Source organism: Paenibacillus sp. FSL W8-0187 (assembly GCF_037969755.1).
GTDB lineage: Bacteria > Bacillota > Bacilli > Paenibacillales > Paenibacillaceae > Paenibacillus_AQ.
Genome location: NZ_CP150206.1, coordinates 3,158,860 through 3,171,623, shown reverse-complemented (window position 1 = coordinate 3,171,623; position 12,764 = coordinate 3,158,860). Strand labels below are relative to the sequence as shown.

Genomic DNA, 12,764 nt, shown 5'->3' with positions numbered 1-12,764 from the left:
CTACGATAGGAGGCTGTTTCATTATAATGCCGCGTTGTTTGAGGATGACGAAGGTTTGCGCTTGTTCACCGAACTTAGACAAACAGGTATCATCACCAGTGACAGCAAACCTCCCGCAATCGAGAGTGTACCGTAACTGGTATGGGCAACCACCATACCGGATAAAGCGCCGCCCGACGCTCCCGATAAAGCAATCAAGACATCCACCGTTCCCTGCGTTCTGGCGCGGGCGGAAGGATGGGTAGCATCTATGATGAGCGCCGTTCCGCTGATGAAGCCAAGGTTCCAACCCAGCCCCAGCAGAGCCAGCGCCGTTATGATCAGCGCCATGGATTCGGCAGGAGCCACAGCGGCTAGAATCCCGGAGCTCAGAAGCACGGCTCCGGAAGCGATTGACATGCTGATGCGGCCGATTTTGTCCACGAGGAAACCTGTGATTAACGAAGGCAGGTACATTGCTCCGATATGAATGCCTATCACCAAACCAACCGCACTCAGATCATGGCCGTGATGTTTCATATGGACGGGTGTCATGGTCATGATTGAGACCATGACCACCTGAGTCAATATCATCACGCAGGCTCCAACCATGATTCCCCGTTTGTTTCGTTCTGATCCGTTTACCGTTCCGGCCGAAGAATCACCGGAAATTTTAATGTTAGCTTCCTCAATCGCTTGGGCAATCGCATAGGGATCCGGACGCAGGAATACTAGCAGTATCAGGCCTGCCAGAATAAAAGCCACGGCCGCCAACATAAACGGTCCTGCCAATCCAGGAATCCCGAAGGATTCCGCAACGTTCCCCATAACCCCCACCAGATTCGGACCTGCAACGGCACCGAAGGTGGTGGAAACCATCGCCATGCTGACCGCTCCTGCCCGCTGTGAAGGTTTAGCCAAATCCGTGCCTGCATAACGAGCTTGCATATTCGTTGCGGTACCTGCACCGTATATCAACAACGAAGCGAACAGCAGATAAATATTTTGATAAACGGCAGCCAATATGACTCCGATCGCGGCAATACCGCCCGCCAGGAATCCGGCAGCCAAACCCGGCCCTCTTCCATATCGCTGGGTAAGCCGGCCAATATACCAGGCCCCCAGTGCGGAACCGACCGTTATAAGAGCAACCGGGATTCCTGCATAGCCGTCCGTCTTGAGCATATCCTGTGCCAAAAGCGCACCGACCGTCAATCCTGCGGCCAGACCAGCCCCACCGAATATTTGCGAGAGGATCACAACGATGAGGGTCTTCTTATACAGCTTGTTTTGCAAGTCGGGCGAATCTATGTAAGATTGAATATGAGACAGCCGTTTTGTGTTGGTTTCAGTAATATCCTGTTCATGGGACATGGACATTCTCCTTTCATGTGCTACCAAACAGAATACCATAGACTATCTTACAGTAAGAAGAAATTTTCATTTCGCTTCCTCATACAGGATTTGCTAACTAAACGGCAATCTGCCGTACGTTGACCCAAAACACGGACAGCCTATCATCAGAGCTTCGCAATGCTCCGGCCTGCCTGTCTCCCCGTGAACAGGCAGCCTCCCAGAAATGTTCCTTCCAATGCACGGTATCCATGAACGCCTCCCCCTCCGAATCCCGCTGCTTCTCCAGCCGCGTAGAGTCCGGGAACCGGCTCGCCGTTTGCATTCAGTACCCGCCCGGATAGATCCGTCTGCAGCCCGCCCAACGTTTTTCGGCTAAGAATATGTAAGCGTACCGCGATCAAAGGACCATGGGCCGGATCAAGAAATTTATGCGGTTTGGCTACGCGTATCAGCCGATCGCCGATGTAATTCCTTGCTCCCCGAAGCGCTGTAATCTGCAGATCCTTGGTGAATGCATGATCCATCTCGCGGTCTCTTGCGGCCAACTGACGCTCAATGTCCACCCGCTTGATCAGATCGCTGCCTGTCAGTTTATTCATACCGTCCACAAGCTCGGGCAGGGAATCGGCAACAACAAAATCCTCCCCATGATCCAGGAATGCTTGCACCGGCCCCGGGATACCCGAACCTGCTCTGCCTAACACTTTGCGGATGCTCTTTCCGGTCAAATCCGGGTTTTGCTCTGATCCGGACAAGGCGAATTCCTTCTCTATCACTTTTCTGGTGAGAATGAACCAGGAATAATCAAAGCCTGTATCCTGAATGGCTTTCAGGGTTCCCAGCGTATCGAAACCCGGGAAATTCGGGGCGGAGAGCCTTTGCCCTTTGGCATCAAGCCAAACAGAAGAAGGACCCGGCAGTATCCGGATGCCGTGCTGTGACCACACCGGGCTCCAATTCTTAATCCCTTCCGTGTAGTGCCACATCCGGTCTCTATTGACGATCCGGCCGCCTGCTTGCTCCGTAATTCCCAGCATCCGTCCATCCACATGTGCGGGAACGCCAGAGAGCATCGATTGGGGAGGCTTCCCCAGCCGAGACGGCCAATGCTGCCGGATCAGCTCATGGTTGGCGCCGATTCCTCCGCTGGAGACAACGACGGCCTCTGCAAAAAATTCATAGTCGCCGACTACTTCCCGCGTGCTTGCTTCGCCACGACAAGCAGAACTCGAAGCAAGGACTGAACCCCTTACGCCTGTCACGGCACCATCCCGCGTAATAAGTTCATCCACTTGGTGACGGGAGCGATAATCAACCATTCCTGAACGTATGGCGTCTCTGACTCTGGACTCGAATGGTTGTACGACTCCAGGACCTGTGCCCCACACAATATGAAAGCGTGGCACGGAATTGCCATGACCCTCCGCGAGATATCCGCCGCGTTCGGCCCAGCCTACAACCGGAAAGAACCGAACCCCTAACGAATGAAGCCATGCCCGCTTCTCGCCGGCCGCAAAATCGACATAGGCCTCTGCCCATTTCCGCCCCCATCGATCCTCGTCATCCTCCCGATCGAAACCAGCGGCTCCCAGCCAGTCCTGCCACGCCAGTTCACGGGAATCCTTGATGCCCAGTCTTCGCTGTTCCGGCGAATCAACAAGGAATAACCCGCCAAAAGACCACCATGCCTGCCCGCCCAGCGAACTTTCCGGTTCCTGATCAAGCAGCAGCACCTGTTTGCCGGCCTCGGCCATCTCCGCGGTTGCCACCAGACCGGATAAGCCTGCTCCCACCACGATTACGTCATATTTCATATGTGCCACCTCCATTTTTTTCAGATATAAACATGTAAAACTTTCAACACTCTCGCAATATCATGACTGGTTGTGTAAACATGATATTCTCCGATGTGTAAGCGTTTCCCTCTTACTGCGAAATGGAATCGTGGAACCTCATATTGCCGGATTCATATAGTGTATGCCTTCCCTGTGCCACAAACATGTTTAACACCAAAATAAAAGTGAACCCCGAGTGGATAAGGGTTCACTTTTTTTGTCAGCGTATCTGTATTTCGTTCCAATGTACTAAACGATGCTCATGCTTCGTCATCCATCGTCCTCACACCTGCATAAGCTTTATCCTGTTCGTTCCTCCGCCTCCGCAGCCAGTTTGAGGAGCTGATCCCTCACTCGCACAACGTCACCGATGATCAGAAGCGCTTGATTCTTCACGTTCATAAGAAGGGCAATCTTGTGGATGGTTCCGAGCGTTCCCGTGATGGTTCGCTCCTCTGCCCGTGTCCCCTGTTCTACGATAGCAACGGGAGTTGACGGCGACTTGCCATGAGCGAGCATCTCCTTGCAGATGTCGTCCATTCTGCTGACGCCCATGTACACCACAAGCGTATCCACACTGTGAGCCAGCAAGTCCCACTTCACGCTTCGTTCATTTCCATTGCAGCTCGTTCCGCTGACAAAAGCTACCGAAGTGCTGGCTCCACGGTGGGTCAGAGGTATCCCTGTGGAGGAGGCTGCGCCCAAAGCCGAGGTAACGCCGGGCACGATCTCGAAGGGAATGCCTCGCGCAGCCAATTCGCACGCCTCTTCGCCACCTCGTCCGAAGATCAGCGGATCGCCTCCCTTGAGCCTTACGACATGATGACCGGTAAGGGCATAAGTCACCATGTTCTCGTTAATTTTCTCCTGCGGAATGGAATGGCTGCCGGGTGCCTTACCGCAGAATACGAGCAAAGCATCCTTCTTCGCGTAACTCAGCAGCTCATCGTTTACCAGTCGATCGTACATAATGACGTCCGCTTCCTGAATACGCCGGAGGGCTTTCAGCGTAATCAGCTCCGGATCTCCCGGACCTGCGCCAACAATATACACCATGCCCGGCCTCATCGTCTTTTATCGACCGGAACCGCCGTCTCCTCCATAACCCTGAGTCCATGCTGGGTCTTCGCTATCGGTTTAACCTCGCTGCGCTTTCCGAATCCATATTGGGATAAGTACAACATCGCCCCGGTAAATACCGCTCCGCCAATAAAATTACCTATGAGAACGGGGATTTGGTTCCAGAGCCACCAATCGGCCATGCTGACATCCGCTCCGAGCATCATGCCCGCCGGAATCACAAACATATTAACCACGGCATGCTCGAATCCTTGACCGAAGAAGATCAGGATGGGCAGCCACATCGCAACGATTTTTCCTATCGTTGAGCTTGACGTAAACGCCATGACAACGCCTAACGTCACCATCCAGTTGCAGAGCATAGCCTTGATCATCACCAGCAGCATGCCGTTCATGCCCAGCTCCTTATAGCCGAGTGTCTTCGTCTCGCTCGTGTCGATGATCATCTGAACAAGCGGATGGCTCATATCCGTCCCCATCTTGGTCACGGTAAGAGCATAGAGCCCCCCATAAATCAGACAGCCTATCACATGTCCGAGAATAACCCATCCGTAATTCGCAAGCATGGAAGCACTTGAAGCCTTCTTTTGCAGGACGGCTAATGGCAAGAGTGCAAAGCTTCCAGTTACCAACTCTAAGCCCAGCAGTACAATCATCACAAAGCCAACCGGAAATAGGAGTGCGCCCACCATCGGGATATTCGTTTGGTTTGAAGCGGTAAAAGCCAGCGTGGTGGCACACGCCAGGATGGCGCCTGACAACATGCCGCGGATGAGCATCTGCGAAGTCTTCAGCCAGGCTTTCGCAGCACCGGCTTCGATCATGTCATTCATTACCTGATTCGGTTTCACATAATCCATATTTTGCACCCTCTCTTATGCGTTAAGCCGTACGATCCTGCAGGTAAATCGCGCCGCTCACCGGGTCAACTTCTACCTGATAGGTGTTTACATTGCCCGTATCCGGCTCTTGAACCTGCCCGCTGCATAAGTCAATCTTCCAATCATGCAGCGGACAATGCACCTGCTTCCCGCACACCATTCCCTCCGAAAGCTTGCCTCCTTTATGCGGGCACTTGTTCTCCACGGCCAGAATATCCCCATCCGATAAACGGAACAGCGCGATTTCCGTTCCACCGACCTCAAGGGTCCTTGAGCCCTTATGATCAATTTCGTTCACATATCCTACATGAAGTTTCGTCATTTTGGATTCCCCCTATTTCGTCACAGGTTCAGCATCAGGTAAAGGCACGAAGTTTTTACGAAGCCCGCTGTCCGACGTAATTTCCTTCCACGGATCCTTCTGCTTGCTTAAAGCCAACTTTATTCTCGAGAAGAGCGCGACGCGGTCCTCCTTCTTCTCTAATGCTTTTTTCACATGGTCCAAGCCTACTCGCTCGATCCAAACCGATGTCCGCTCATTCCACTGCGCGTTTTCCCGATAGTATTGGATAAATGCCCCGGCCCATTCGAGCACCTCATCTTCCGTCTTCACGATGCATAATAACTCCGTTGCCCGAACATGAACGCCTCCATTACCGCCGACGTGCAGTTCCCATCCGCCATCAATCGCTACGACTCCAAAATCCTTGATGGTCGCTTCTGCACAATTTCTAGGACATCCGGAAACCGCGAGTTTCACTTTAGCCGGGGTGCACAGCCGCTCAAACTCTTTCTCCAAGCGCACACCCAGGCCTATGGAATCCTGGGTGCCGAATCGGCAAAACGTGGACCCCACGCAAGTTTTAACGGTACGGAGGGCTTTACCGTAAGCATAACCGGAAGGCATATCCAGCTCCTCCCACATCTTCGGCAGATCCTCCTTCTTAACGCCAAGCAAGTCGATCCGTTGTCCGCCTGTAATCTTAACCATCGGGACATCGAATTTTTCCGCAATCTCTGCAATTTTCTTTAACTCCGAAGGCGACGTCACCCCGCCATATATTCTGGGAACAACGGAATAGGTGCCATCCTTCTGAATGTTGGCATGGTATCGCTCGTTGGTGAAGCGGGATTCCTTCTCATCCACGTAGGATTCCGGAAACAGCATGCCCAAATAGTAGTTCAAGGATGGCCTGCATTTAGAACATCCCTCCGGATTGTCCCATCCCAGCACATTCATCACTTCTTTGACGGTTCCAAGTCCAAGACGGGTTATCTCGCTGATAATTTCATCCCGGCCTAGCGATGTACACCCGCATATCCCTTCTTTCACGGGCTCCCCTGCTGCATCTCCGGCGTATAACTGAACCAGTCCCTCAACGAGCGGTTTGCAGCCGCCGCAGGATCCCGATGCTTTTGTACAAGCTTTAACGGAAGCAACGGTGTTGCAATTTTTCGTAAGAATGGCATCTTTTATCGCTTCTTTCAATACGCCGATACAGCCGCAAATGATCTCATCATCCGCCAGCTGAGCCAGCCGCTGTTCCGTCGATACGGTACCGGCATGACCCGTGAAGCCTAACAGAAGCTCCTTCTCTCGGCCCTTGATTGACTCGCCGCTTTTCATAAGTGAGAACAGCTTTGGTCCATCCCCCGTATCGCCGAACATGACGGCTCCGATAAGCCGGTCTTCGCGGATCACGATTTTTTTGTATACTCCTTCAACTTCATCTTGATATCGCATCGATCTTGTTCCTTCCGGGTCTGAAAAATGACCTGCCGAGAACACATCCACGCCGGATACCTTTAGTTTCGTTGACGTTACGGAACCGGCGTATCCACTCGTCTCCACACCCGCCAGATGCTTGGCAAGAACTGCTCCCTGTTCGTATAGTGGTGCCACAAGACCATAAGCGATTCCTCGATGCTCAGCGCATTCGCCCACCGCATAGATACCGGGGATATTCGTCTCCATGTAGTCGTTAACCATGATTCCGCGATGCACTTCAACCCCTGAGGACTGTGCCAAGGAAACGTTCGGCTTAATCCCGACGGCCATCACGATCAGATCGGTATCGACACGGCTCCCGTCCGTAAAACGGAGTGCCTTCACCCGCTTCCGCCCTGAGATGGATTCCGAATTTTTACTCAGCAGAAATTTCATTCCTTGGGTTTCAAGTTCACGCTGCAGCATTCTGGCCGCCGTTTCGTCCAATTGTCGTTCCATAAGATAGGGGTTAAGGTGAACCACGGATACATCCATGCCCAAATGCAGAAGCCCTCTAGCAGCTTCCAGACCCAGCAGACCCCCGCCGATAACCGCCGCCTTCTTGTATTGCTGCGATGTCTTCACCATCGTTTCACAGTCCTTGATATCCCGGAATGCGATAACGCCTTCCTTGTCGGCACCAGGCAAAGGCAGCATAAATGGATTGGAACCGGTGGCTATAATCAATACATCATAGTCAGCAACAGTTCCTTGATCGGAAAAGACTTGACGATTCTGGGTGTCGATCCGTGTCACCGTATGACCCGCATATAACTGAATCCGATTCTCCTTATACCAATCCCAATCATTGATGATGATTTCCTTCATATCGGTACCACCTGCCAGGACAGATGACAGCATGATGCGGTTGTAGTTTGGATGAGGCTCCGATCCGAATATCGTAATCTCATAAGCGTCAGGCGCAAGCTTAATTAAATGCTCAATTGCCCGTACCCCTGCCATACCATTCCCGATCATGACTAACTTCTTTTTTGTCATGGTTTTCGCTCCCCTCCGTCTAACACCTTAGAATGTACTTGTTCATGCATCAGAAGCCTTAAAGAAATTAAAATAGCCTGCATTCGCTCCAGTAGAGTAGGCACACTCTTACCAGGAACGAAAGCAGGCTTCTTTGCCGCTAATGGATACACCGTTGTATCCGGGAAATCTAAAGTTCTTGAGGGAAATATACACTACACCCAAACCAATTGTCAACATATTTGACATGAAATATAGAATTGTTATTAAATATCGACATCCCCCTGCGATTTATGTTATATAATTTAACATAATATCTGCTTTGTGCTATCAGCTTAGAACTCTGACAGGATATCATTTATGTTATGAAAGGAGCGTCAATCCATGCGTTCATTGCTGGTTATTCACCATCCGGTCCCTGCATCAGAGCGAAGTGGCACAGATGCCAAGGCGCTTCTTCCGGAGTTTATCCTTCGTTCATATGGCTACAAGGTCCACCTTGCCCGCAGTGAGAAGCAAGCGCTGGCCAGAATCATGGAAGCAGACGGAACGATTCTCCACCTCCCGGTTGCCGCAATCAAATCGTGGTCCGGCACCCTCGATCAGCAAAAACGCGTTCCGGTTCTGTGGTGGTGCAGCGATCATGCCGCTTCACAATCTCTCGAAGCATGTGAGGATGATGTTACAGTTGATGGACTTTTATTTCCCACTATGAAAGAGCATGAGCTGCATTGGACGCTGCATTTTAGTTGCAAGCATTTTTACGAACGAGAGCAGTGGCATAATGAAAGAACACAGCTCCTTGCCCGCATTGAAGAGCGAAAATGGATTGATATGGCCAAAGGCATTCTATGCAAGATGAAAAATATTTCGGAATCCGAAGCATACGATGTCCTGCGCAGACAGGCGATGAATGAAAGAAAAAGAATGGTGGATGTCGCAACCTCGATCGTTAAGTTGTATCAATTGCTCCAGGAGACCGGTTCAGGAGGTGCAAAAAAATTATGATCCACTTATTAAAAGAAGTCGGCCGCGGCAAACGAGGCGCGCGTGACCTGACTTACGAGGAAGCGCTGCAGGCTGCAGAATCGATTCTCGGATTGAAGGCAACCCCTGCACAGATCGGTGCCTTTTTCATTGCGGAACGCATCAAAATGGAAAGTGTGGAAGAATTGGAGGCATTCGTGAAGGTTGGCCGTAAATATGCGGACCGTTCGTTTGTACATGAGGGTGTAGACTGCGCAGGACCTTATGATGGCAGAAAGTCCTCCTTTTTCTCTACGTTAGCCACCTCGTTTGTGCTGGCTGCTGCTGATCTGCCTGTCACTCTGCACGGGACTGCATCACTGCCCCCGAAATGGGGGATCACTTTGTCGGATATACTCGCGGCCAAGGGAATAACCGGACCGTTACTGGCAAAGGAATCATCCATCCGCGCTGCCCGTCAATCGGGCGTATTATATGTACATGCTGAAGACTGGTGTCCCCCGCTTAAGCATCTTCGCCCGATCCGGGAGGAGCTGGGTATGCGGACCGTACTCAACACGGCCGAAAAGTTTGTGAATTACTCCCATTCCCCGTTCCTCACCTTCGGTGTGTACCATAACACGGTCTTTGACCGTTTAAGCCGGTTAATCACGAAACTCGGATATCGGAAGGCGATCATCATTCAGGGCTGTGAAGGCTCGGATGAACTGTTCATTCACCGGCCCTCGCGGACTTACCGAGTTGAGAACGGTGAAGCCAACCTCCAGATCATCGATCCAGAAACGTATGGACTCGATACGCCCGTCCCGGACATAAGCTGGACCCCCTCCGAACAAGCTAACGTTACCGAGCAGGTTCTGCAGGGTAAGGGGGACATCGCTTTTGTCTACCAGGTTCTGCTGAATGGAGCCGTTCGCTTACACTTGGCGGATAAGGTAAGATCCGTCGAGGAAGGGATCTATACTTGCAAAGCTCTGCTAGACTCGGGTAAACCGTGGGAGCTGTATGGGAAGTGGCTGAGCTTGCTTTGGAACCCATCCCGAATGATGGTTGGACCCCGCCAACCGTCAGACATGTTTTGCATTGAACAGAAGAAACCCGCACCAGTAAGCGGTGCGGGTTTCTTTTTGATTACCTATTAAACCCCAAATCCAAATCCAAAAGCAGAAACGATAATGACCAAGAGAATAAAGAGAACCAGTACTGCTCCAACAGATGATCCGTATCCTCCGCCACCATATCCAGCTACTTCACCCATTGTTCCAACCTCCTTTACTTTTCCGAACACAACATCCTATGCTCGTCATATCAAAGAGCGTAGACTCTAGAGGAAAAAATAAAAACAAACAGGAATTGGGTCAACATGAATCCGGATTCTTATGGCGAAGACTTACTTCGCAATCATTTTCTTAGCATAGTTCAGCACATCCGATTTGGCGCTCTCCGTCCAAATGCTGTAACGAATCTGTTGCTCCTCATCCACCCAATCCAGGTGATCCCTTCCCTTGGAGTCGGCGGTGTAGACACATTCCACTCCGTTAATGACAATGGTTTCCTTTTTCTCGTTCGGTTTCTCCTGTGGCACTGGCGTTCCACCTATTGGCTGTTCAGGAACAATATAACTTGCTGTGACTTGAAGCTTTACTTTTCCCTTATCAAAATTCAAGATCGCCGCGGACGCTTCATTTGACTTCATGATGTCGGAGTATACGAACTTCTCGCCGTTTGCGGCCTTCTCCTTCAATTCCTGATCAATCTCCTCGTACAAGCTGGACGTTCTTTCAGGACTCTTTAAGAATATAATCGCGTTTTGAAAAGAATAACTCTTCGGCAAGTCAGCAGGCTTGGTTAGGGTTGGAGCGTTCATGGCCTTTGCCTTCGCCACATAGTCCGCATACTTCGTATAAGCAAAGCCTTTAGACGTAAAATAGATTTCATCTAGACGGTTATATTCCTGGTCAGCAACATAATAGGCAACCATCTGTCCTGCCTTAAGTTTGTCACTCAACTCGTTGATACGATCATCAAACGAAACGGATGTATTCTCCGGTATGGCAGAAGAAACCGCTGCTGTCATCTGTGGAACAAATGTAGTTGCATTACTTGCTGCGTAAACATTCGCGGATCCGACCATCATCGTTGCTGCGAGAAATAATGCGACTTTCATCTTGTTTTTCATCATGATAAAATGTGTGCTCCTTTCGGCGGTAAGGCCTTTAAAGTTATTTTTTAAATACATCTCGTATAACACCTTGCCGACAACAAAAGGGACATTTATCCAAAAAAAAGTAGAAATCTTTTTATTTCGAAACAAGACCGGCTGCAATCTTCGCAAACTCTTCCTTGGATAGCGGATCCTTCGGATCATCCGTAATCAGATACAGAACCTCTTCACTATCACTAAGCCATGTTAATCTGCGCGATGGGTTTGTTGGACTGGTAGACAAAATCATTTCTTTCCCTTTTACCTTTATTTTTATGGCTTGGTTTGTAGGCACCCCAGCTTTTGAGCCCTTCTCTCGTGCAAAGGCTACAATCTTGATCCGATTTTCGCCTTTACGATATTCCATTCCTGTAGAGGCAATATCGGACCAAGGAACAATCTTATAGAACAGTCCCTGTTCTTCATCCGACTTCTCAGCCTGCGCTTTGAGTTCATCCGCAAGAACTTTATACTCCGGCGTATTCCATACGGGCGTGTTCCTTATTTGAATCTGTCCAAAATCAAATCGATACCCATCCGGTACATAATCAGGTTCTTGAAGCACAGGAGCACCCTTCTCCTCAATTTCTTTTGCGAGTTCCTGATAATTTGAATGCTTAGTCAACATATAAAAATAATTCAATGGCTGCTCTTTGACCAGTGGTGTCATATGCAGGTCCTTGATATAATATACAGCCTGTTCTCCCGGCTTTAACCTCTTTTTCAGCTCTTCTTCCGTCTCCTTTATACGTTTGGCGTTATATTCTGATTCGGAATATTTCCATGGCTTTATGGTAGACAGAATGACTTCGCCTTCCTTGTTCTTGATCTGAATCAAGTATTGGCTTGCGTAAACGCTAATTGACGAAAGAATCAAAACCGCAGTGAGTGTCGCTGCAATAAAGGTTTTTTTACGATTCCCGTAATATCTCCCCTGTTTACTCTGGTGGATTTGCCTCACCTTCCGCATGATGGCGGGGGTCACGTCCACCTCTTCTTCCACGGAGTGCAATTCCATGCCTCTCAGAATTCGATCTTGCTCCGGCTGTCTCGAATCTCGCATAACTCCGCCCCCTCCTTCTCCTGGATCAGCTTGATGACTTTCAGTTTCATACGAGCATACTTTTTCTTCACTGCACTGAGATTCTTATCCAGAATCTGCGCGATCTCCGAGAACGGTTTATCTTCGAACACCCGCAGCACGAGTAGATTACGCTCTTCCACCGAGAGCTTCGTCATGGCATATTCCAGCGGTTCGCTGAACCATCTGCGCTCGAGTGTCTGTTCCACGCTATCAGCATAACCTGCTGGTTTGATTAGACGGCTCACTCGCATGCGAACCTGTCTCTTGCGAAGCAGATTAAGGCAATGGTGATAGGCAATCTTGTATAACCATGATGAGAACGAAACCTTCGCTTCATAGGTATGGAGCTTGGTAAACGCTTTGATGAAGATATCCTGGACGGCATCCTGCGCGTCCTGCTTGCAGCCGAGCATCCGGCAGCAATATATGTAGATCTGTTTTTTGTACGTTTCAACGATAGGCTCGAAACAATCCACCTCACCGGCCTTAACGCGCCTCACGCACTCCTCTATCGAATCCAATTCGAAGACGCACCTCCGCGTAAATCTTATTTACGTTTGTATAACACCTCTTCTGCCAAAAAAGGGACACCTGTAACATAAATAAAAAAACA

At 50.1% G+C, this 12,764-nt stretch carries 12 protein-coding genes; 2 read left to right on the top strand and 10 right to left on the bottom strand.

Annotation, left to right across the window (positions count from 1 at the left end; genetic code table 11):
• Positions 1–21 precede the first annotated feature (21 nt).
• From MKY48_RS14395 to nirB, 6 genes are all read right to left on the bottom strand, one after another.
• A complete protein-coding gene (locus MKY48_RS14395; RefSeq protein WP_339293275.1) occupies positions 22–1,353 on the bottom strand; it encodes an MFS transporter in 1,332 nt (443 codons plus the stop codon).
• Positions 1,354–1,499: 146 nt separating this feature from the next.
• Positions 1,500–3,149, bottom strand: a complete 1,650-nt coding sequence (locus tag MKY48_RS14390; RefSeq protein WP_339293274.1) for an FAD-binding dehydrogenase — start codon at positions 3,147–3,149, stop codon at positions 1,500–1,502.
• Positions 3,150–3,470: 321 nt separating this feature from the next.
• Positions 3,471–4,226, bottom strand: a complete 756-nt coding sequence (gene cobA, locus MKY48_RS14385; protein ID WP_339293273.1) for a uroporphyrinogen-III C-methyltransferase — start codon at positions 4,224–4,226, stop codon at positions 3,471–3,473.
• Positions 4,227–4,234: 8 nt separating this feature from the next.
• On the bottom strand, positions 4,235–5,110 hold the full coding sequence (locus tag MKY48_RS14380; RefSeq protein ID WP_339293272.1) for a formate/nitrite transporter family protein: 876 nt from the start codon (positions 5,108–5,110) through the stop codon (positions 4,235–4,237).
• A gap of 22 nt (positions 5,111–5,132) precedes the next feature.
• Complete coding sequence (gene nirD / locus MKY48_RS14375) at positions 5,133–5,453, bottom strand: nitrite reductase small subunit NirD (protein WP_339272770.1); 321 nt, start codon at positions 5,451–5,453, stop codon at positions 5,133–5,135.
• A 12-nt stretch (positions 5,454–5,465) separates the two neighbouring features.
• Positions 5,466–7,898, bottom strand: a complete 2,433-nt coding sequence (gene nirB / locus MKY48_RS14370; protein ID WP_339293271.1) for a nitrite reductase large subunit NirB — start codon at positions 7,896–7,898, stop codon at positions 5,466–5,468.
• Between the two features lie 363 nt (positions 7,899–8,261).
• Between nirB and MKY48_RS14365 the strand changes: the two genes are divergently transcribed.
• Positions 8,262–8,885: an ANTAR domain-containing protein gene (locus tag MKY48_RS14365; protein WP_339293270.1), complete on the top strand. Its 624-nt coding sequence runs from the start codon at positions 8,262–8,264 to the stop codon at positions 8,883–8,885.
• Positions 8,882–10,006 carry an anthranilate phosphoribosyltransferase gene (locus MKY48_RS14360; RefSeq protein ID WP_339272764.1) on the top strand — a complete coding sequence of 375 codons (1,125 nt, stop codon included), beginning with the start codon at positions 8,882–8,884 and terminating at the stop codon, positions 10,004–10,006. Before MKY48_RS14365 ends, MKY48_RS14360 begins: the two co-directional genes overlap by 4 nt.
• Here MKY48_RS14360 and MKY48_RS14355 read toward each other — a convergent pair.
• From MKY48_RS14355 to MKY48_RS14340, 4 genes are all read right to left on the bottom strand, one after another.
• Positions 10,003–10,122, bottom strand: coding sequence for a YjcZ family sporulation protein (locus MKY48_RS14355; RefSeq protein ID WP_339272762.1), 120 nt, complete (start codon positions 10,120–10,122; stop codon positions 10,003–10,005). The genes MKY48_RS14360 and MKY48_RS14355 overlap by 4 nt on opposite strands.
• 132 nt (positions 10,123–10,254) lie before the next feature.
• Positions 10,255–11,046 (bottom strand): hypothetical protein, encoded by a 792-nt coding sequence (locus MKY48_RS14350; protein WP_339272760.1) that lies wholly within the window; start codon positions 11,044–11,046, stop codon positions 10,255–10,257.
• 118 nt (positions 11,047–11,164) lie between these two features.
• Positions 11,165–12,130 carry a hypothetical protein gene (locus MKY48_RS14345; RefSeq protein WP_339272758.1) on the bottom strand — a complete coding sequence of 322 codons (966 nt, stop codon included), beginning with the start codon at positions 12,128–12,130 and terminating at the stop codon, positions 11,165–11,167.
• Entirely contained in the window at positions 12,091–12,651 is a 561-nt protein-coding gene (locus MKY48_RS14340) for an RNA polymerase sigma factor (protein WP_339272756.1), read from the bottom strand. Before MKY48_RS14340 ends, MKY48_RS14345 begins: the two co-directional genes overlap by 40 nt.
• Between the last annotated feature and the right edge of the window lie 113 nt (positions 12,652–12,764).